17 protein-coding genes are annotated in these 20,067 nt (G+C 69.9%); 14 read left to right on the top strand and 3 right to left on the bottom strand.

What is annotated here, in order from left to right; translation table 11 throughout:
• Positions 1-335 precede the first annotated feature (335 nt).
• From groES to Q0A33_RS07155, 12 genes are all read left to right on the top strand, one after another.
• Positions 336-629, top strand: a complete 294-nt coding sequence (gene groES / locus Q0A33_RS07210; protein ID WP_029088098.1) for a co-chaperone GroES — start codon at positions 336-338, stop codon at positions 627-629.
• 83 nt (positions 630-712) lie between these two features.
• Positions 713-2,305 carry a chaperonin GroEL gene (gene groL, locus Q0A33_RS07205; RefSeq protein WP_291794761.1) on the top strand — a complete coding sequence of 531 codons (1,593 nt, stop codon included), beginning with the start codon at positions 713-715 and terminating at the stop codon, positions 2,303-2,305.
• Positions 2,306-2,564: 259 nt separating this feature from the next.
• On the top strand, positions 2,565-3,824 hold the full coding sequence (locus Q0A33_RS07200; protein WP_291794760.1) for an amidohydrolase family protein: 1,260 nt from the start codon (positions 2,565-2,567) through the stop codon (positions 3,822-3,824).
• 2 nt (positions 3,825-3,826) lie between these two features.
• The gene (locus Q0A33_RS07195; RefSeq protein ID WP_291794759.1) at positions 3,827-4,720 is read left to right on the top strand and encodes a tyrosine-protein phosphatase; all 894 of its coding nucleotides are present in this window, start codon (positions 3,827-3,829) and stop codon (positions 4,718-4,720) included.
• A gap of 172 nt (positions 4,721-4,892) precedes the next feature.
• Positions 4,893-5,168: an AbrB/MazE/SpoVT family DNA-binding domain-containing protein gene (locus tag Q0A33_RS07190; RefSeq protein ID WP_291794758.1), complete on the top strand. Its 276-nt coding sequence runs from the start codon at positions 4,893-4,895 to the stop codon at positions 5,166-5,168.
• Positions 5,165-5,602: a type II toxin-antitoxin system VapC family toxin gene (locus Q0A33_RS07185; RefSeq protein WP_291794757.1), complete on the top strand. Its 438-nt coding sequence runs from the start codon at positions 5,165-5,167 to the stop codon at positions 5,600-5,602. Before Q0A33_RS07190 ends, Q0A33_RS07185 begins: the two co-directional genes overlap by 4 nt.
• 151 nt (positions 5,603-5,753) lie before the next feature.
• Positions 5,754-6,662 (top strand): 3-hydroxyacyl-CoA dehydrogenase, encoded by a 909-nt coding sequence (locus Q0A33_RS07180; RefSeq protein ID WP_291794756.1) that lies wholly within the window; start codon positions 5,754-5,756, stop codon positions 6,660-6,662.
• Positions 6,663-6,831: 169 nt separating this feature from the next.
• A complete protein-coding gene (locus Q0A33_RS07175; RefSeq protein WP_291794755.1) occupies positions 6,832-9,594 on the top strand; it encodes an ATP-dependent Clp protease ATP-binding subunit in 2,763 nt (920 codons plus the stop codon).
• Between the two features lie 286 nt (positions 9,595-9,880).
• Positions 9,881-10,462, top strand: coding sequence for a phosphatase PAP2 family protein (locus tag Q0A33_RS07170; protein WP_291794754.1), 582 nt, complete (start codon positions 9,881-9,883; stop codon positions 10,460-10,462).
• Between the two features lie 158 nt (positions 10,463-10,620).
• Positions 10,621-11,880: a pseudouridine synthase gene (locus Q0A33_RS07165; RefSeq protein WP_291794753.1), complete on the top strand. Its 1,260-nt coding sequence runs from the start codon at positions 10,621-10,623 to the stop codon at positions 11,878-11,880.
• Between the two features lie 193 nt (positions 11,881-12,073).
• The gene (locus tag Q0A33_RS07160; RefSeq protein ID WP_291794752.1) at positions 12,074-12,784 is read left to right on the top strand and encodes an enoyl-CoA hydratase/isomerase family protein; all 711 of its coding nucleotides are present in this window, start codon (positions 12,074-12,076) and stop codon (positions 12,782-12,784) included.
• Between the two features lie 221 nt (positions 12,785-13,005).
• Complete coding sequence (locus Q0A33_RS07155; protein ID WP_291794751.1) at positions 13,006-13,875, top strand: lytic murein transglycosylase; 870 nt, start codon at positions 13,006-13,008, stop codon at positions 13,873-13,875.
• 133 nt (positions 13,876-14,008) lie between these two features.
• Here the strand turns inward: Q0A33_RS07155 and Q0A33_RS16565 are convergent, their stop codons facing one another.
• The 3 genes from Q0A33_RS16565 to nrdI form a co-directional block, all read right to left on the bottom strand.
• Entirely contained in the window at positions 14,009-14,926 is a 918-nt protein-coding gene (locus tag Q0A33_RS16565; protein ID WP_363316543.1) for a GNAT family protein, read from the bottom strand.
• A gap of 170 nt (positions 14,927-15,096) precedes the next feature.
• A complete protein-coding gene (gene nrdF, locus Q0A33_RS07145; RefSeq protein ID WP_291794750.1) occupies positions 15,097-16,134 on the bottom strand; it encodes a class 1b ribonucleoside-diphosphate reductase subunit beta in 1,038 nt (345 codons plus the stop codon).
• 56 nt (positions 16,135-16,190) lie between these two features.
• The gene (nrdI, locus tag Q0A33_RS07140; RefSeq protein WP_291794749.1) at positions 16,191-16,685 is read right to left on the bottom strand and encodes a class Ib ribonucleoside-diphosphate reductase assembly flavoprotein NrdI; all 495 of its coding nucleotides are present in this window, start codon (positions 16,683-16,685) and stop codon (positions 16,191-16,193) included.
• Positions 16,686-17,277: 592 nt separating this feature from the next.
• On the opposite strand from nrdI, the gene guaB reads away from it, so the two are divergent.
• Both guaB and Q0A33_RS07130 read left to right on the top strand, forming a co-directional pair.
• On the top strand, positions 17,278-18,810 hold the full coding sequence (gene guaB, locus Q0A33_RS07135; RefSeq protein WP_291794748.1) for an IMP dehydrogenase: 1,533 nt from the start codon (positions 17,278-17,280) through the stop codon (positions 18,808-18,810).
• A 240-nt stretch (positions 18,811-19,050) separates the two neighbouring features.
• Positions 19,051-20,013 (top strand): metal ABC transporter substrate-binding protein, encoded by a 963-nt coding sequence (locus tag Q0A33_RS07130; RefSeq protein ID WP_291794747.1) that lies wholly within the window; start codon positions 19,051-19,053, stop codon positions 20,011-20,013.
• Positions 20,014-20,067 lie beyond the last annotated feature (54 nt).

The raw sequence follows: 20,067 nt of genomic DNA, 5'->3' as shown, positions 1-20,067 counted from the left end.
CGCGGCGGCTGGTGCCGGGCGCGGGGGGGGCGCCCCTGTGTGGGGGGGTGCCCGCCGCGCGGGTGGGGGGTGGGGCGGGCCCGCGGCGCGCGGGGCTCTCCGCGTTTCCTGGGAGTTCCCGGAACCGGGGCGAAGGATTGGCACTCGAGTTGCGCGAGTGCCAGGCCGTCACTAGAGTCGAGTTGGCACACGCACCATGTGAGTGCTAACTGTGCGACACCGGCCTGCTGCCTGGCACCCGCGACGACGGGCAGCGCATCGCGGACCACCGCGACCTGAGGCTCACTGTCGCACGACGACAAGACAAACCTTCGTCATAAGGAGAGTGTCCGCACATGTCGGTCTCCATCAAGCCGCTCGAGGATCGCATCGTCATCCGCCAGGTCGAGGCAGAGCAGACCACGGCCTCGGGCCTGGTCATCCCCGACACCGCCAAGGAGAAGCCGCAGGAGGGTGAGGTCGTGGCAGTGGGCCCCGGCCGCGTCGCTGACAACGGCTCTCGCATCCCGCTGGACGTCAAGGAGGGCGACAAGGTCGTCTACTCCAAGTACGGCGGCACCGAGCTCAAGTACGGCGGCGAGGAGTTCCTCGTGCTCTCCGCGCGCGACGTCCTCGCAGTCATCTCCTGACCACTTCCTCGCTGACGCACCGCCCCGCCCATGAGCGGCGCGGCACCGTCGCAGGACCAACGCATACGAAGGGGAAGTGAAGAATGGCAAAGACCCTGCAGTTCGACGATGAGGCGCGCAAGGCCCTCGAGCGCGGCGTCAACGTCCTCGCGGACACCGTCAAGGTGACCCTGGGGCCCCGCGGCCGCAACGTCGTCCTCGACAAGGCATGGGGCGCACCCACCATCACGAACGACGGCGTGACCATCGCCCGTGAGGTGGAGCTGAACGACCCGTACGAGAACCTCGGCGCGCAGCTGGCCAAGGAAGTCGCCACCAAGACCAACGACGTGGCCGGCGACGGCACCACCACCGCCACGGTCCTGGCCCAGGCGCTGGTCCAGGAGGGTCTGCGCAACGTGGCCGCGGGCGCCGCTCCCGGTCAGCTCAAGGCCGGCATCGAGAAGGCCGTCGACGCCGTCGAGGGCCGGCTCCGTGAGATCGCCCGCGAGGTGGACGGCTCCAAGGAGATCGCGTTCGTCGCAGCCCTGTCCGCACAGTCGCAGGAGATCGGCGAGCTCATCGCCGAGGCCTTCGAGAAGGTGGGCAAGGACGGCGTCATCACGATCGACGAGTCGCAGGCCTCCTCGGTGGAGCTCGAGTTCACCGAGGGCATGCAGTTCGACAAGGGCTTCCTGTCGCCCTACTTCGTGACGGACCAGGATCGCCAGGAGGCCGTCCTGGAGAACCCGTACATCCTCATCAACCAGGGCAAGATCTCCAACATCCAGGATCTGCTCCCGGTGCTGGAGAAGGTGCAGCAGGCCGGCAAGCCGCTGTTCATCGTCGCCGAGGACATCGAGGGTGAGGCGCTCTCCACGCTCGTGGTCAACAAGATCCGCGGCATCCTCAACGTCGCGGCCGTCAAGGCTCCCGGGTTCGGCGACCGCCGCAAGGCGATCCTGCAGGACCTGGCGACGCTCACCGGCGGCGAGGTCGTGACCCCGGACATGGGCATGAAGCTCGACCAGGTCACGCTCGAGCAGCTGGGCTCCGCGCGCACCGTCACGGTCACCAAGGACGCCACCACGGTGGTCGACGGTGCCGGCGACGAGGCCGCGGTCTCCGCCCGCGTGGCGCAGATCCGCGCCGAGGTGGAGAACACGGACTCCGACTGGGACCGCGAGAAGCTCCAGGAGCGCCTCGCGAAGCTCGCCGGCGGCGTGGCCGTCATCAAGGTGGGCGCCGCGACCGAGGTGGAGCTCAAGGAGCGCAAGCACCGTGTCGAGGACGCCGTGTCCGCGACCCGTGCGGCCATCGAGGAGGGCATCGTGGTGGGCGGCGGTTCCGCGCTCATCCACGCCGCCCAGGTCCTCGAGGGCAACGACCTCGAGCTCACCGGCGATGCGGCGACGGGCGTGAACATCGTCCGCCGCAGCGTGGCCCAGCCGCTGCGCTGGATCGCGGAGAACGCCGGTGAGGACGGCTACGTCGTCGTCTCCAAGGTCGCAGAGCTGGAGCCCGGCCAGGGCTTCAACGCCGCGACCGGCGAGTACGGCGACCTGATCGGCGCCGGCGTCATCGACCCGGTCAAGGTCACCCGCTCCGCTCTGCGCAACGCGGCCTCGATCGCGGCTCTCGTGCTCACCACGGAGACGCTGGTCGTGGAGAAGAAGGACGAGGAGGACGAGGACTGATCTCCTCTCCCTCCCTTCGCGCTGCGAAGCGCTGGTGTCCCAGACGCTGAGAGGCGCTGGTGTTCACGAAGGCTCGGGCCTGCTGTGCACGTGCACGGCGAGCCCGAGCCTTCGTGCATCCGGCTGAACGGCCGGCGCGGAAGCTCGTCAGCGCTGTGCAGGTGCGTGTGCGCTTTGAGCTTTCGCGCAGGTGGGCGGCGATGCGGCGGCCGCGCGTGCAGTGTGAGCCGTGCAGTGTGAGCTGTGCGACGATGCAGGTATGAGTTCTGCTGAGACCCCATCGCACGCTGCCGGCTTCTCCGCCGCCTCCGGCTCTGCACAGAGCGGCAGCCTCCTGCTCCGCAACGTCCGTCCCTGGGGCGGCGCGGCCCAGGACATCCTCATCGAGGACGGCAGGATCGCCTCGCTCACTCCCGCCGGCCCTGTGCCCGCCTCCGCCGAGGCCGTCCCGGAGATCGACGGACGCGGCCTCCTCGCGATCCCCGGCCTCGTGAACGCCCACGCCCACGTGGACAAGTCCTGGTGGGGGCTGCCGTGGCAGTCCTACGGCGGCGAACCGGGCACGGACGGCCGCATCCGGCACGAACGGGCGGAGCGCGACGGTCTGGGCATCCCCAGTGTGGGCATCACCCGCACCGTGCTGGAGCGCATGGTGGCGCAGGGGACCACGGCGATCCGGAGCCACGTGGACGTGGACCTCGGGCTCGGCCTGCGCGGCATCGAGGCCGTGCGGCAGGCGGCCGCGGAGTATGCCGGTGCGCTCGAGCTGCAGATCGTGGCCTTCCCGCAGGACGGCGTGCTGCGCAGGCCGGGTGTGATGTCCCTGCTGAAGGACGCGCTGCAGGCCGGCGCGGAGAGCATCGGCGGCCTCGACCCGGCCACCATCGACAGGGATCCCGTGGGCCAGATCGACGGCATCATGGAGATCGCGAGGGAGGCTGAGGCGGGCGTGGACATCCACCTCCACGATCCGGCTGAGCTGGGCGTCTTCCAGATCGAGCTCGTCTGCGAGCGGGTGGAGCGGTTCGGGCTCCAGGGGAAGGTGAACATCGCCCACGGCTTCGCGGTGGCACAGGTGGACGCCGGCCGCCGAGGCGAACTCCTCTCGCGCATGGGCGAACTGGGCATGTCGATGACGACGGTCGCCCCGCCGCGCATGGGCGCACAGCAGCTCCCCATGCGGGAGCTCGAGAAGGCGGGCGTGCGCCTGGGGCTGGGCACCGACGGCATCCGCGATCTGTGGAGCCCCTACGGCACCGGTGACATCATGGGCATCGCCTGGCAGTTCTCCCGTGCCGGGGGCTGGGTGCGGGACGAGGACCTCACCCAGGTGGTGCGTCTGGCCAGCAGCGACGGCGCGTGGGCGGTGGGCCGGGACGACCACGACCTGGTGGTGGGCGGCCGCGGCGACGTGGTGCTGGCGGACGCGGAGAACCCCATGGACCTGCTGGTCCGGGGCCCTGCGCGTGAACTCGTGGTGGGCGCCGGGCGCATCCTCCACCAGCGGGAAGGACAGTGAGCATGGCTGCAGACGATGCCGCGACGAGCACGCAGGACTGGGAGGCCGCTGGGGCCCGGGATGCTTCCGGAGCGGACGCGGTTGGCACCGCTGGGGCCTCGGGCACCTCCGCCGCAGTGCCGGTGATCCCCACGCTGCCCAACCTCCGCGATCTGGGCGGGCACCGCACCACGGACGGCAGGCGCGTGCGTGCAGGGATCCTCTACCGGTCCGTGGATCTCAGCCGCGTGGATGCGGATGGTCTGGACGTGCTGCAGGGCCTGGGCATCCGCACGGTGTTCGATCTGCGGACGGCGCCGGAGTGCGAGCAGAGGCCGGACCGGCTGCCCGCAGGCGCACACCGAGTCGCCCTCGACGTCCTGCGGGACTCCCAGCAGACCGCGCCCGCGCAGATGGCGACGTTCTTCGAGGACGCGGTGAAGGCGGAGGAGTTCCTGGGCGGCGGGCGCGCGGTCGAGCACCTCGCGCAGGCGTACCGGGACATCGTCTCCCTGCCCAGCGCGCTCGAGGCCTACAGCGGGTATTTCCGCGGCCTGCTGGCGGCGGACGGATCCGCCTCGCTCGTGCACTGCACCACGGGCAAGGACCGCACCGGATGGGCGGCGGCCTCGCTGCTGCTCACGCTGGGAGTGGAGCCTGATGCGGTGATGGCCGACTACCTGCGCACCAACACGGACCTCCTGCCCGCGCTGCAGCCGGTCTTCGACCAGTTCGCGGAGGCCGGTGGCAGTCCGGAGATGCTGCGGCCGGTGCTGGGGGTCCGGGAGGAGTACCTCGTGACGGCGCTCGCCGAGGCCGACGCCCGGTTCGGCGGCATCGAGGGCTATGTGCGGGAGGGGCTGGGTCTGAGCGAGGACGAGCTCACCCGCCTGCGGAGCCTGTTCCTGGAAGGCTGAGCTGGTGAGCCGGCTGAGCGTGCACTCTCGGTCATGCGAACCCTGGCGAGCTGCTGGCGGATGGTGAATGATGCTGGTTCGCCGGCCCTCGCCGGCATTCGTCGGCTCCACGCATCATTGCCTTACCTGCAGGCCGATCGTAAGATATGAGTGTCTTCTGAAAGGAGATCCGATGTCTGAGGCGACGGTGACCAGCAAGGGCCAGATCACTCTGCCGAAGGAGCTCAGGGACGAGCTCAATCTCACCACGGGTTCGAAAGTGGCGTTCATCCGAGCGGGAGAAGGGCTCTATCGGCTGTTTCCCCGGACGGGGAGCGTCCGGGACCTCATCGGTATCCTGCACGACCCGGATCGCCCGACGATGACGATCGAGGAGATGAATGAAGCGATTGCCGACGGCTGGGCTGCCAGTGGTGTGCAGGGCATGGAGCAGCGGGAGAGGGAGTGAGCGCGCTCGGCCGTCCGTTGACGGGAGTGGACACCAACGTGCTTCTCCGGGCTCTTCTGCAGGACGATGCGGCGCAGTCGCCTGTCGCGGCGGAAGTGCTGCTGTCCTTCTCTCGTGAGGCTCCCGGATTCGTCACGCAGATCACGCTCGTGGAGACGTATTGGGTGCTCCGGCGTTCGTTCGGGCTGTCACCGCAGGAAGGGCTGGGAATCATGCGTCGCCTCCTGGAAACGGAGTCCCTGGAATTCGACAATGGTGAGGGTGCGATGCGTGCCCTCGTCCTCGCGGAGCAGGGAGCCGACTTCGGAGATGCTCTTATCGCCAGCTCGATGGAGCTGTTCGGAGTGGAGCGAGTGGTGACCTTCGACAGACGGGCCGCACAGCGACTCGGTTGGGATCTGCTCGCCGGTGCGGACCAGCCGCGTTCGCACTGACCCGCCGGAACCGTGGGCTGTTCCTGGAAGGCTGATCCGTGTCTCACATCAGGAAATCCTGCGGGGTCTCCGTGCGTTGTGCCAGGTGACCGAGGCGCTGCCCGCACTCCCGCGGACAGGCTGATTCGGCCGGAAGCACGGAGGAGCGCACATGACGGACATCGCGAACGTCACCGTATTCGGCACTGGGGTCCTGGGTTCCCAGATCATCATGCAGGCGGCCTACAACGGCAAGAAGGTCACGGGCTACGACATCTCGGACGAACTCCTCGCCAAGCTCCCGGACCGCTGGGAGTGGATGCGCGGCTTCTACCGCCGCGACCTGCCGGACTTCGACGAGAAGCGCTTCGACGAGGCCATCGCCTCCATCCGCACCACCACTGACATCGCCGAGGCCGTCGCGGACGCGGACCTCGTCATCGAGGCCGTCCCGGAAAACCTCGAACTGAAGAAGAAGGTCTGGTCGCAGATCGGCGAAGCGGCCCCGGAGCGGACGATCTTCGCCACGAACTCCTCCTCGCTGCGCCCCAGCGACTTCGCGGATTCGACGGGTCGCCCCGCCAAGTTCCTCGCCCTCCATTTCGCCAACATGGTCTGGCTGCACAACACCGGAGAGGTGATGCGGACGGAGCAGACGGACGACGCGGTCTTCGACACCGTGCTGGAGTTCGCCGCGGAGATCGCGCTCGAGCCCATCGCCATCCGGAAGGAGACGCCGGGCTACGTGCTCAACAGCCTCCTCATCCCGCTGCTCAACGCCGGCGCCTACCTGTACGCGGGCGGAGTCGCGAGCCCCGAGGACATCGACAAGACCTGGAAGGTCGCCACCGGCGCCCCCAACGGCCCCTTCGAGATCTACGACACGGTGGGCTTCAACGTGGCGGTGAACATCATCCGGAACAATCCGCAGGACGCCACCCTGCAGAAGTTCGCGGATCTGCTCGAGGAGCGCGGCATCAAGCAGGGGCGCGCCGGCAGGGCGGACGGCGCGGGCTTCTACACCTACAACGAAGACGGTGAGGCCGTGGCTCCCGTCGAGGCGTGGCGGCTGGACTCCTGAGCCGCCGGGCGCGCGGCCGCGGCTCCCGCGGGGGAGCGGCGGCTGAGCGCCGGAGCGGTGCTGAACGGCGGCCTCGGGCAGGAACGACGGATCTGCGGACGGGCGGGAATATCCAGCGCTCCCGAGTGTTGACTTGAGTGACATACGCTCAACTCAATGGGAGGCTGAATTGCCCACCTTCTTCGGTCCGTCCGGTGCGGGCGGCGACTCGTTCGAGAGCTTCCTGGCCCGGCTCATGCAGAGCCAGGGACAGGCGCGCCGTCCCATCGACATCACGCGCCTCCTCACCCGGCGCACGCATGCGCTGCTCGAGGTCGCCGGCAGATTCGCGGCAGAGCACGGCCACGCAGAACTCGATGTGCTCCACCTGGTCCGGGTGATGATGGACCACGACCAGATCGGCCGGCACGTCGCTGCGACCGGCGCAGACCCGCAGGCGATCGCACAGGCGGCGGAGTCCCGCATGCCGGAGCCCGCCGAGGGCGCCGCGGAGAGCTCCGAGGACCAGGCCGCGGCACAGGTCTCCCTCACGGCGGCCACGCAGCGCGCTCTGCTCGACGCCTACCAGGTGGCGCGCAGCTTCGGCTCCACCTACATCGAGCCCGAGCACGTGTTCTTCGCGCTGGTGCTCAACCAGGATCTGTCCGCAGGACAGCTGTTCGCCCAGGCGGGCGTCACCCCGCAGACCCTGCACCAGGCCGCCGCGGAGCAGGCGGCGCGGCAGGCCTCCGCTCCCGCCGGCGGCACGGCGGGCGGCGCCTCGGCGGCGGGATCCGCAGAGGGCGCGCCCGGTGCCTCGGAGACGCCCGTGCTGGACCAGTACGGTCTCGACCTCACCGCGCTGGCACGCGAGGGGAGGCTCGATCCGGTCATCGGCCGCGCGCAGGAGATCGAGCAGACCGTCGAGATCCTCGCGCGCCGCACCAAGAACAACCCGGTGCTGATCGGCGAGGCCGGTGTGGGCAAGACCGCGGTGGTGGAGGGGCTCGCGCAGGCGATCGTCGCGGACGAGGTGCCCGCGCAGCTGCTCGGCAAGCGCGTCATCTCCCTCGACCTCCCGGCCATGCTCGCCGGCACCCGCTACCGCGGGGACTTCGAGGAGCGTCTCACGAAGGCGATCGAGGAGATCGCGGCCAGTGAGGGCGAGGTCATCGCCTTCATCGACGAGCTGCACACGGTGCTGGGCGCCGGCGGCAGCGGGGAGGGCATGGACGCCGGCAACATCCTCAAGCCGCGGCTGGCCCGCGGCGACCTGCACCTGGTGGGCGCCACCACCCTCAGCGAGTTCCGCCGGGTGGAGAAGGACCAGGCCCTCGCCCGCCGCTTCCAGCAGGTGACGGTGGACGAGCCCTCGCAGGAGGACGCCGTCCGCATCCTCGCCGGAGTGAAGGACCGCTACGAGGAGCACCACGGCGTGCGCTTCACGGACGAGGCCGTGCGTGCGGCCGTGGAGATGTCCTCCCGCTACATCACGGACCGGTTCCTGCCGGACAAGGCCATCGACCTGCTCGACCAGGCAGGTGCACGGATGAGCCTGCGCCGTGGGCCCAGTCGCGAGCTGCTGGAGCTGCGCGAGAAGCGCGCACAGCTGGACGCCGCGAAGTCCGCGGCCGTGGCGGCCGAGAGCTTCGAGGAGGCCGCCCGCCTCCGTGACGAGATCGAGGAGGTGGACCGGCGGATCGCCGCGGCCGAGGGGAGCACCGCGCAGCGGGATGCGGCTGCGCAGCGGGATACGGCTGCCCAGGACGTCCCCGCGGCCTCGGGCGCCCCGGAGGGCGTCGCCACGCAGGGGAGCACGGCCTCGGGCGTGTCCGAAGCCGCCGCTGCGGGCGAGGCGAACCAGATCGTGGACGAGCACCAGATCGCGGAGATCGTCGCCCGCTCCACCGGCATCCCCGTCGCCCGGCTCACGGAGGGCGAGCGGGACCGGCTGGCGCGCCTCGAGGACGAGCTCCACGAGCAGGTGATCGGCCAGTCCGATGCGGTCTCCGCGGTGGCGCGCGCCGTCCGGCGCAGCCGCGCGGGCATGAGCGACGAGAGCAGGCCGGTGGGCTCGTTCCTCTTCCTCGGCCCCACGGGCGTGGGGAAGACGGAGCTGGCCCGTGCGCTCGCCGCCTCGCTGTTCGGCGACGAGAAGGCCATGATCCGCTTCGACATGAGCGAGTTCGGTGAGCGGCACACCGCCAGCCGGCTGGTGGGCGCCCCTCCCGGTTACGTGGGCTTCGACGAGGCCGGTCAGCTCACGGAGCGGGTGCGCCGCCGCCCGTACTCGGTGATCCTCCTCGACGAGATCGAGAAGGCGCACCCGGACGTGTTCAACCTGCTCCTGCAGGTGCTGGACGACGGCCGGCTCACGGACGGGCAGGGCCGCACCGTGGACTTCCGGAACACGGTGGTCATCATGACGTCCAACATCGGCGCGGAGTTCCTCACCAGCTCCATCGGCACGATCGGCTTCTCCGCGGAGTCGCAGTCCGCGCCTGCCGGCGGCGCAGACGGACACGCGGCGAACGCGGTGGACGCGGGGGTGCGCAGCCGGGTGATGTCCCGGCTGCGGGAGACGATGCGGCCGGAGTTCCTCAACCGGATCGACGACATCGTCCTGTTCGGCAAGCTCGACCGCGCGCAGCTGCGCAGGATCGTGCAGCTGCAGCTCGGGGACACCGAACGCCGGCTGCGTGCGCAGGGCTTCGAGCTGGAGGTGGCCGAGGACGCGCTCGACTGGTTCGCGGACCGCGGCTTCGAGCCGGAGTACGGAGCACGGCCCCTGCGCCGCGTCCTGCAGCACGAGCTCGACGACAGGATCGCGGATCTCGTCCTCAGCTCGGCGCTCACCGCCGGTGCACGGGTGACGGTGGCCGCGCCGGACGGCGAGCTCCGGGTCACGGTCGAGGAGCCGGTGCGTGAGCTGGAGGCTCCCGCCGCGCACTGATCGCAGCAGCCCCCGCGCATGACACCCGGTTCTCGTCCCGGACGCCCGCTTCTCTTCGGAGAATCAGGGGCGTCCGGGACGAGAACCGGGTGTCTTCGCTGCTGTGCTGACTTGGGTCGAGGCCGGAGAACCCGTACGGTCGCGTGCCATGAGTTCTCCGTACGACAGCACGCCGGGCAGCGGCGCTCCGCACACCGGCGCGTCGAGCGACACCTCTCCGCACGCTGCACCACCGCGGACACCTCGTCTCCGCGACCGGCCGCCTGTGATACCGCGAGGAGTGCTGGTGGCCGTGCTGGCCTCGGCGGCGGTCTGCGGTCTGGCCGCGGTCCTCTCGTACCCTGCGCACGAGCCGGCGGTCCGCGCCGTTGCGGGCAGCGCGACGGGGCGGGTGCTCGCGCCGCTCGCCGATCCTCTCCTCCTGCTTCTGGTGGGAGTCACCGGCGTGCTGGTGATCGTGACCTGGCTGCGCAACCGGCAGCGGTTCTGGATCCTGGCCGCTGCGGGGGCGGGGACCATCGTCGCCTATCTGCTCAATGACCTGGTGAAGTCGCTGGTGCGGGAGGAGCGCCCATGCCGGGAGGTGGTGCTGGACGCCGCTCTCGCCTGTCCGGAACCCGGCAGCTGGTCGTGGCCGTCCAACCATTCCGTGATCGCGGCGTCCTTCGCCGTCGCCTGCCTGCTCATCGTGCCGCGGCTGACCTGGCTGACCGTGCCGCTGGCGCTTCTCACGGCCGCCTCACGCGTGGGCGGCGGGGTCCACTACGTCCACGACGTCGCCACCGGACTGTGTCTGGGCGCGCTGGTGGTGCTCGTCTTCGTGGTGGCCCTCCGCCCGCTGGCCGCGAGGCTGTCCCGCCGCACATGACACCCGCTTTGCGTCCTGGACACCCGCTTTTCTCCGAAGCGAGGCGGGCGTCTGGGACGAGAACCGGGTGTCATAGCCGCGCCGCCGCCCCGCACTCCTGCGCCGCGCCCGCGCACTGTGCCCGCCCCGGCGCCGCGCACCTGCTACTGTCAGCAGCCATGCGCTCGCCTCTGCCCCCGCGCGACGGGATCACCGCCCAGCGGCTCCGGGCTCCCGGCGGCCGCCGGACCCATCCACGGGCGTCTGAGACCCCTCCGGCGACAGTGGGGGAATGGCTGCGCGCGGACTTCCCCGAGGCCTCGGACGCGGAGCTCGAGGCCCTGACCACCCGTGGTGAGCTCAGCGACGAGACGGGCCGCCGCGTCACGCTGACCAGCCTCCTCATACCCGGCGGCATCTACTTCTTCCACCGCGAGTTCCCACCGGAGGAGCGCGTACCCGTGGAGATCTCCGTGGTGCACGAGGACGCGGAGCTGCTGGTGATCGACAAGCCCCATTTCCTCGCCAGCACCCCTAACGGCAGGTTCGTGCGTGAGTGCGCCGTCACGCGCCTGCGGGTGGAGCGTGGCGAGCCGGATCTCGTCGCCATCCACCGCCTCGACCGCGTCACCGCCGGATTGCTCGTTCTCTCCCGCCGGCCGGAGACCCGTGGGGCCTACCAGCGCCTCTTCCAGGAGCGCCGGATCCGCAAGACCTACCGTGCGCTGGCGTGGCTGGACGGGCCGAGCGGTGCTGGGTATGCCGGGCCCGAGGCCGCTGCACGCGAGCAGATTGCCGGTGGTCCGCTTGCAAGGCGGGCCGCGGGAAGCCCGGCCGTGACAGGAGCGGCGGGCCCCGCCCTGGACAGCGCCGGCCCGGTGCAGCCCGTCGCCGAGGTGTCTGCGGGCTGGGCCGCCTGCCGCGTCTCCCGGCTGCACAAGCCGAACGGTGGCCGGCAGGTGGTGGAGGTGCCGGGCGCGCCCAATGCGCGCACAGAGGCACGGCTGCTGCGGGTGTGGGAGTCAGCTCCGGCGGAGGGGCTCGGAGGCACTGCGGCAGCGGTTGCTGAGCGCGGTGGCGCCGCGGCCGGCGGTACAGCGGCGGCGGTTGCTGGGGGCACTGCGGCGGCCACCGGGAGTGGGGAGCAGGCGGCCGGCGGCCCCGCAGCGGCCGGGAGCGGGAGACCGGCGCGCGGCCGCGTGGGGGAGTTCGAACTCCACCCGCACACGGGCAGGACGCATCAGCTGCGGGTCCACATGAATGCGTGGGGGATGCCGCTGGTGGGCGATCCCGTCTATCCCGTGGATCTGGAGCCGGACCCCTATGACTTCTCCTCGCCGCTGCAGCTGCTGGCCAGCCGCCTCGAGTTCCGGGATCCGCTCAGCGGCGAGGAGCGGATGTTCGAGAGCGGGCTCGGCCTGCGGCCGCCGATGGAATAGCGGACAGTCGCTGCTGGAGCACCTGCGGGAGCGGGCTGAGCACGGTGCGCCAGTAGCCAGTAGCCAGTAGCCAGCAGCCAGCAGCCAGCGGCCGGCAGCCAGCGGCCGGCAGGCAGCGGCCGCCGAGGACCTGGCAGCCTCCGGCAGTGAGATTCCGTCGAATGGGCGGGGCCAGGTGCGGCAGACTCAGCACATGATCACTCAGACACACGCAGACGGCATCGTCACCCTCACCATCGACAACGCCTCCAAGGCCAACGCCCTCACGGCCGCCATGCTCGAGGAGCTCGTCACGGCCTTCGAAGCGGCCTCGGCCGAGGAATCCGTGAGGGGAGTGCTCCTCACCTCGGCCGGCGGCGGGTTCTCCGCCGGGATGGACACCGCACAGTTCGAGCATTCGAGCGCGGTGCGCGCCGCGGCGACCATCGCCCAGCTGGGCAGGGTGTGCGAGGCCGTGAAGGACTGCGAGGCGCCGGTCGCGGTCGCACTCACGGGCTACTGCGTAGGCGGTGCACTGGAGATCGCCGCGGCGGCGGACTTCCGAGTGGGCGGGCGGAGCTCGTGGTACTCGATGCCCGAGGTGCGCATCGGCATCCCCTCCGTGCTCGATGCCGTGAACCTGCACCGGGTGATGGGCTGGACCAAGGCGAGCGAACTCATCCTCACCGGCAATCGCTTCAGCGCGGACGACATGGACCGGTGCGGGTTCCTCAATGCGCTCGTCGAGGACGCGGAGACGGAGGAGCGCGCACTCGGCTACCTGCGCGACACGATGGCCTCCGACCGCGCCGTCATCGCCCAGCAGAAGCGGCTGTTCCGCACCTGGAAGAACGCCTTCGAACGGGAGGCGTTGGCCGACAGCCAGAAGGAGTTCGCGCTCGCCTTCGCGCGCAGGAACGGTTGAGGGCACTGCGCCGCATCGCCGCGACCGTGCTGCTCTAGCCTGCTACTCCGGGTCGGCTCTGTGAGCCGGCGCTCTGAGCCGGTTCACAGCGGCATTCAGCGGGCACTCCACCGGGGTCGATATTCTTGAGTGCCGGTGTCGACGGTCGACGTCAGAAGACGGACCGCATACGGCGCTCGGCGTGAGACGGCCGCCATGCGGCAGCGGACCAGAGGAGACGGATGCGACGGGGACTGACTGCGCTCATCACGACGGTGGCAGTCGTCATCGTGCTCGCCCTGGCGGCGGCGGTGTGGGCACTGAGTGCCCTCCTGTCCGCACCCGGTCCGGCGCCTCTCGAGAAGCAGCCTGGCCCCGCCGGGGCGGACTACGGTCCCGCGGAGGGTGCGCCCGCCCTGCCCGCGGTCCCGGTGGTGGACGGTGCCACGGCGGATGACGGCACCTCGGGCGAGGACGCCTCTGTGGGCGGCGAGGGGCAGGCGGCCCGGGCGATCGCAGGCGAACCGCACACCCCGGGATCACCGGCCGCGGAGTTCGCGGTCTCCGCCGAGTGGGCGCAGGAGATGAGCACGCGCACCGGAATCGGCGCACGGGCCCTCGCCGCCTACGCGGGAGCGGCTGAGTGGGCCAAGTCCGCGTACCCCACCTGCGGGATCGGGTGGAACACGATCGCGGGGATCGGCTGGGTGGAGAGCCACCACGGGACCCTGGGAGAGGCGGCCGTGGACGCCGACGGCATCGCACGGCCCAAGATCATCGGCGTCCCCCTGGACGGCGAGGGGGCGACTGCGCGCATCCCGGACACGGACGGCGGCGCACTCGACGGGGATGCGGAGTACGACCGGGCGGTGGGGCCGCTGCAGTTCATCCCGCAGACCTGGGAGCGCTACAAGGTCGACGCCCGCGGCACCGGTTTCGCAGACCCGCACTCCATCGACGACGCCGCCTTCAGCACCGCCCGCTATCTGTGCAGCGGAGACCGCGACCTCACGCAGGACGACGATTGGATGGCCGCCGTCTTCGCCTACAACGCCTCACAGGAGTACGCGGACAGCGTCTTCACCGCCGCGCAGTACTACGCGGACGTGTGAGTCTGAGCCGGCGGGCGGACCGGGGCAGGTGTGACCAGGCCGGTCCGCGCCCGAGGCGGTTGGCCCGGATCGGTGCAGACGTGCGGGTCGGCACTGACGTGTGAGACCAGCGCAGACGTGCGGCCTGCCGCGATCAGCTCTCGCGGCTGAGCCCCTGCTCCAGACTGAGCCGATGCTCCAGCCCGAACCGGACGGTGGGCCATTCCGCGGCGATGATCGAGTAGACGGCGGTGTCGCGGAGGACCCCGCGGTGCATCTGGTGGCTGCGGAGGACCCCGTCCAGCTTGGCGCCCAGCTTCTCGATGGCGCGGCGTGAGCGGTGGTTGTGGAAGTGCGTCCGGAACTCGACGGCGATGCACCTCAGTTCCTCGAACGCACGCGTGAGCAGCATGAGCTTCATCTCCGGGTTGATGCTCCCGCCCTGCGCGCCGGGGGCGATCCACGTGGAGCCGATCTCCACCCGCCGGTTCTCCGCGTCGATGTGCATGAACGTCGTCATGCCCACCGCGCGGCCGGTCGCCGTGTCTACGACGGCGAAGGGCGCCATCGACCCTTCGTGCTGCAGCTCGAGGCGCCGTGCGATCTCCGCGGGCACCTCCTCCGGAGCGGGGACCGTGGTGACCCAGACGTCGCCGAGCTCACCGGCGGCCTCTGCGAGGTCGGCCGCGTGATCCGGGCTGAGCTGTTCGAGGCGCACCCGCTCCCCGATCATCGCCGGGGCCGCGGTGAAGTCCTCGGGGGCAGGCTCCGCGGGAGGGGCTTCGTGCCGGCGCCGTCTGCGGGAGAGTGCCGCCTGTGCAGCGGTGTGCTGCGAGGGCGTGTGCGGAGCGGGCACGGGTGATGTGGGCACTGAGGACTCCTGTGCATGAGCGGCGTCTGCCTGTGCTGCGGACGTGTGGGTCGCGGCGGTCGGCGAACCTGCGGGTGAGCCGGACGGCGAGGAGAGCCGGACCTGGCCGCTGCCGGAGGAGACCCGCAGCGTGCGGGCGGAAGGCGGTCCGGACTCCGTGTGCGCGGGAGTGCTCTCGGTGGTGCCGTCGCGTTCACTCATGCTCCAGAGACTAGGTGAGGGGTCTCAGAGATTCCTCAGTGGCACGGAAAGCGTATGACCGAGATGCGGGAGACCAGCGGCCGTTCGTCCGGAAGGCGAGGAGGGCACCGGTCGCACAGCGAGCCGGTCCGGGTGCATGAGGGTCCGGGTGCACGAGAACGTCTGGGCGCTCAGAATGCCCAGTCCTCGTCACTGGTGTCCACGGCCTTGCCGATGACGTACGAGGAACCTGACCCGGAGAAGAAGTCGTGATTCTCGTCCGCTCCCGGGGACAGCGCGGCGAGGATCTTCGGACTCACCTCTGTCTCCTCCGGGGTGAAGCGCGCAGGGCAGCCGAGGTTCATGAGGGCCTTGTTCGCGTTGTAGCGGACAAACGCGGCGACATCGTCCATGAGGCCCAGGGGCTCGTAGAGCTCCCCGGAGTACTCGAGCTCCAGACGGTAGAGGTCTTCGATGAGGGAGTAGGTGAACTCCCTCATCTCCTCCTGCTTGTCGCGCGGGTGTTCCTCGAGTCCTCTCTGGTACTTGTAGCCCGAGTAGTAGCCGTGCACGGCCTTGTCGTGGAGGATGAGGCGGATCATGTCCGCCGTGTTGGTGAGGGTCGCGTGGACGGAGAAGTGCAGCGGCAGGTAGAACCCTGCATAGAGCAGGAGAGACGACAGCAGTGTGGAGGAGACCTTCCGCTTGAGCGGATCAGCGCCGTAGTAGTGCTTCAGCACGGCTTTGCACCTCTGCTGGAGCAGGCCGTTGCCCACTGCCCATCTGTATGCGTCATCGATCTCCGGGGTGCTGGTGAGAGTGGAGAACACGCTGGAGTAGGAGCGCGCGTGCACCGATTGCATGAAGGCGATGTTGGTGTAGACGGCCTCCTCGTGCTCGGTGCGTGCGTCCTGGATCTGGCAGATCTCTCCGACGGTCGCCTGGAGGGTGTCGAGCATCGTGAGTCCCGTGAATACGCGCATGGTCAGCGTGCGCTCCTCGGGTGCCAGCCCCCGCCAGGCCTGCAGGTCGTTCGACAGCGGCACCTTCTCCGGAAGCCAGAAGTTGGCGGTGAGCCGGTTCCAGACTTCCAGGTCCTTCTCGTCCGGCACCCGGTTCCAATTGATCGGTCTCAGCGGGGCTGTGGGATCGTGCCGATACCCGGGCGGAGTGATCGATGCCTCCGTTGCAGTGTCTGTGCGGTGTGCGGGGGTTCCTGTGGTCGTCATGGCTCCTCTTCCGTAGGTGTCTCAGGTTGCCGTGCTGCTCCGACGAGCGGTGAGGGTCAGGCCCCCGTGGGCCGGCGGCGGACGCGCTCCCGCTCCCAGAACCCGGGGAGGCCCTCGCGCACGCGCTCCACGTCCGTCGGGGTGCCCAGCAGCTCGAACCGGTAGAGCTCCGGCACCCCGCACTTCGCGGAGATGACCGGGCCTGCGAGGCAGTAGTGCTCACCGAAGTTGGTGTTTCCCGCGGTGATCACACCGCGCAGCTGAGCGCGGTTGGCAGGGTCGTTGAGGAACGCGATCACCTGTCGGGGGACGGCCCCGCCGCGCTCACCTCCGCCGTAGGTCGGGACGACGAGCACGTACGGGGCCGCGACGCGGATCATCCCCTCCCGGCGAGGTCGCAGGGGGATGCGCGCGGCCCGGAGCCCCAGCTTCTCCACGAAGCGTTTCGTGTTCCCGGAGGCGCTGGAGAAGTACACCAGGCCGGGGGAGTCGGCGGCGGCGATTCTCCGGACTGGCGGGGCGGTCTGTCTGCGGTCGTCCAGTGCGGGCATGTTCGGTCTCCTCATCCTCGACATCAGTCCTGCGCCCCCACATTTTGTGTTCATCGGGTGATCGAAGCGCGATATCTAGTTCTACCATCCCGTGTAACTTCGTTACAACGGAGTGACAATAAAAAAAGTTTGGTGCTGCAAACACGCGGGCTGTGGACTCGTGCGCATGAGACTCCGCATAGCCGAGGCGGTGCGCCGCTCGGCGGATGCGGGGAGGGGGCGATGCCATCCGCACTCCTCAACCGGATCTGGGCGGCAGCGCTTGTTCCTCGCCGGAACGCTGGTGCGGGCATCGGATCTCTGCAGCAGGGGGTCGCCGTTCCTGCGCTTTGACCCGAAGGGGCAGGTGATCGTCTCAGTGCCCCACTCGGTGCGCGGGGGCAAGCGCCGGAGGTGCGCCATGACGGCACGGGCCTCGGCGCGGGGCATGTCGCCGATTCGCGTGCTGTGTTCCGGTGCATGCGCACCCTCCGCAGAGTGAGGGCTCTCATGCCGCAGCGGCCTGCCGCGCGGGCCCGTGTGCAGAGTACGATTGCGGTCAGGCCGGGAGGCGCGACGCCTGCCCCGGCGGGACACTGCGCGAGAGGGAGAAATGGCGGCAGAGCACACGGGCAACGCGGCGGCAGCACAGGGGGACCCCTTCGGTCTCACGGGCCTCACCTACGACGACATCCTGCTGCTTCCGGGAGAGACGGACGTCATCCCCTCGGAGGCATCGACCGCCACGAAGCTCACCCGTGAGCTGGACATCAGCATCCCGCTGGTCTCCGCCGCGATGGACACCGTCACCGAATCGCGGATGGCGATCGCGATGGCGCGGATCGGCGGCATGGGCATCGTCCACCGCAACCTCTCCAAGGAGGATCAGGCGGAGGAGGTCGACTACGTCAAGCGCTCCGAGTCTGGCATGATCGACAACCCGGTGACCATCACGCCGGACCGGACCATCGCGGAGCTCGACGAGATCTGCGGCCAGTACCGCATCTCCGGTCTGCCCGTCGTGGACGAGAGCGGCGTCCTCGTGGGCATCATCACCAACCGCGATCTGCGCTTCATCCCCAACGACGTCTTCTCCACCGCCACGGTGGGCGAGCACATGACGACCGCGCCGCTGCACACCGCGCCGGTGGGGGTGAGCCGCGAGGAGGCGTACCGGATCCTCGCCGAGCACAAGATCGAGAAGCTCCCCCTCGTGGACGAGCACAACGTGCTGCGCGGCCTCATCACGGTCAAGGACTTCGTGAAGAAGGAGGAGTACCCGCTGGCGTCCAAGGACGGCCAGGGGCGCCTCCTCGTCGGTGCGGCAGTGGGCTTCTACGGCGATGCCCAGGAGCGTGCGGGGCTGCTCGCCGAGGCCGGTGTGGACGTGCTCGTCGTCGACACCGCCAACGGCCACGCCCGGGGTGTGACGGACATGATCCGCGGTCTCAAGCAGGACCCGGCGTTCCGTGACGTGCAGGTGATAGGCGGCAACGTCGCCACGACGGAGGGTGCGCAGGCGCTCATCGACGCGGGCGCGGACGCCATCAAGGTGGGAGTGGGCCCGGGCTCCATCTGCACCACCCGCGTGGTGGCCGGTGTAGGTGTCCCCCAGGTCACCGCGATCCACCTCGCCGCGCAGGCTGCGCGGAAGGCCGGTGTGCCGGTGATCGGCGACGGCGGCCTCCAGTACTCCGGCGACATCGGCAAGGCGCTCGTGGCGGGCGCGGACTCCGTGATGCTGGGCTCCCTCTTCGCCGGCACCGCGGAGAGCCCGGGCGATCTCATCCTCGTCAACGGGAAGCAGTACAAGGCCTATCGCGGCATGGGCTCCCTGGGTGCGATGGCACCGCGCAAGGGCAAGTCCTACTCCAAGGACCGCTACTTCCAGGCCGATGTCGCGACGGACACCGACCTCATCCCCGAGGGCATCGAGGGTCGCGTGGCCTACCGCGGTCCGCTGCGGCAGGTCGCCAACCAGCTCACCGGCGGTCTGCGCCAGACCATGTTCTACGTGGGCGCGCGGACCATCCCGGAGCTCAAGGAGCGCGGCCGCTTCGTCCGCCTCACGACGGCCGGGCTCAAGGAGAGCCACCCGCACGACATCCAGATGACGGTCGAGGCTCCCAACTACCACTCCAAGTGAGCGTGTCCCCGGGCGTCCGGCCCGGTGGGCACGGCCGCGACTGGCGGCGAGGAGCCGTTCCCGGCGCTCCTCGCCCGTCGGCCTGACTGCAGACGGCGCACCCAGCACTGCTGGGTGCGCCGTTCGCGTGTGTGTGCGTCGGCCTCGGCTGCGCCCTTCTTCCGTCATGTAATCGCTTGCGCAACTCTAATGTTGTTGTTGCCAAACATCTGAATTACCGTCCAGGGCATGAACGGATCAATGGACATCAGCACTTGGCCGCGCCGGTACCTCCACGCAGTCGCCGGAGCTCTCACAGGCCTCCTGCTCGCGGGCTGTGCCGGGGCGGGAGCCGCAGACCGCCAGGAGGCGGACGCGAAGCCGCTCGCGCTCACCACCTTCACGGTGCTTGCGGACATCGCGCAGAACATCGCCGGGGATGAGGTCGAGGTAGCCTCGCTCACCAAGCCCGGAGCGGAGATCCACGGCTACGAACCCACACCCGGTGATCTGCGCACGGCCGCGGATGCGGACCTCCTCATCGACAACGGACTGGGCCTGGAGGCCTGGTTCGAGCAGTTCGTCGCCGAGCTGGACGTCCCGCGCGCGGTCGCCTCCGAGGGCATCGAGCCCATCGACATCGCGGAGGACGCCTACGCGGGCCGCCCCAATCCGCACGCATGGATGAGCCCCCTCGTGGTCCAGGACTACGCGGACAACCTGGTGGACGCGTTCTCGGAGCTGGTGCCGGGATCCCGTGCGGAGTTCGAGCAGAACGCCACCGCCTACAAGGAGGAGCTCCAGAGCGTCCACGACTCCCTCACGGAGGCGCTCGACGGTCTGCCGGCAGGCACGCGGACGCTCGTCACCTGCGAGGGCGCCTTCAGCTACCTCGCGCGGGACGCGGGTCTGGAAGAGGAGTTCCTCTGGGCCGTGAATGCGGAGAACGAGGCCACGCCGCAGCAGATCCGCGACGTCATCGAATACGTGGAGGCCGAGGACGTGCCCACGGTGTTCTGCGAGTCCACGGTCTCCGACCGGGGCATGCAGCGCGTGGTGGAGGCCACCGGTGCGGAGTTCGGCGGCACCCTCTACGTCGACTCCCTGTCCGCACCCGGGGGAGAGGGGCCCACCTACCTGGACCTCATCCGGCACGACGCGGAGGTCATCGCCGCCGGGCTCGGGGCGGGACACGGAACGGGGCTCGAGGGGAGTGGCGCATGAGCGCGACTGGCTATGCTCCCGCGGCCCGCAGCGACATCGGCATCGAGGACGCGG

The organism is Brevibacterium sp., from assembly GCF_022712115.1.
Classification (GTDB): Bacteria; Actinomycetota; Actinomycetes; order Actinomycetales; family Brevibacteriaceae; genus Brevibacterium; species Brevibacterium salitolerans.
The sequence above is the reverse complement of the archived record's forward strand: the minus strand, read 5'-3'. Positions and strand labels throughout refer to the sequence as shown.

What these genes read in the sequence shown, in the direction of transcription:
- Q0A33_RS07155 (WP_291794751.1), top strand. Translation starts at nt 13,006, where the DNA reads ATGCGACGGGGACTGACTGCGCTCATCACGACGGTGGCAGTCGTCATC.
- Q0A33_RS07160 (WP_291794752.1), top strand. Translation starts at nt 12,074, where the DNA reads ATGATCACTCAGACACACGCAGACGGCATCGTCACCCTCACCATCGAC.
- Q0A33_RS07165 (WP_291794753.1), top strand. Translation starts at nt 10,621, where the DNA reads ATGCGCTCGCCTCTGCCCCCGCGCGACGGGATCACCGCCCAGCGGCTC.
- Q0A33_RS07195 (WP_291794759.1), top strand. Translation starts at nt 3,827, where the DNA reads ATGGCTGCAGACGATGCCGCGACGAGCACGCAGGACTGGGAGGCCGCT.
- Q0A33_RS07190 (WP_291794758.1), top strand. Translation starts at nt 4,893, where the DNA reads ATGTCTGAGGCGACGGTGACCAGCAAGGGCCAGATCACTCTGCCGAAG.
- guaB (WP_291794748.1), top strand. Translation starts at nt 17,278, where the DNA reads ATGGCGGCAGAGCACACGGGCAACGCGGCGGCAGCACAGGGGGACCCC.
- groES (WP_029088098.1), top strand. Translation starts at nt 336, where the DNA reads ATGTCGGTCTCCATCAAGCCGCTCGAGGATCGCATCGTCATCCGCCAG.
- Q0A33_RS07200 (WP_291794760.1), top strand. Translation starts at nt 2,565, where the DNA reads ATGAGTTCTGCTGAGACCCCATCGCACGCTGCCGGCTTCTCCGCCGCC.
- Q0A33_RS07130 (WP_291794747.1), top strand. Translation starts at nt 19,051, where the DNA reads ATGGACATCAGCACTTGGCCGCGCCGGTACCTCCACGCAGTCGCCGGA.
- Q0A33_RS16565 (WP_363316543.1), bottom strand. Translation starts at nt 14,926, where the DNA reads ATGAGTGAACGCGACGGCACCACCGAGAGCACTCCCGCGCACACGGAG.
- groL (WP_291794761.1), top strand. Translation starts at nt 713, where the DNA reads ATGGCAAAGACCCTGCAGTTCGACGATGAGGCGCGCAAGGCCCTCGAG.
- nrdI (WP_291794749.1), bottom strand. Translation starts at nt 16,685, where the DNA reads ATGCCCGCACTGGACGACCGCAGACAGACCGCCCCGCCAGTCCGGAGA.
- nrdF (WP_291794750.1), bottom strand. Translation starts at nt 16,134, where the DNA reads ATGACGACCACAGGAACCCCCGCACACCGCACAGACACTGCAACGGAG.
- Q0A33_RS07180 (WP_291794756.1), top strand. Translation starts at nt 5,754, where the DNA reads ATGACGGACATCGCGAACGTCACCGTATTCGGCACTGGGGTCCTGGGT.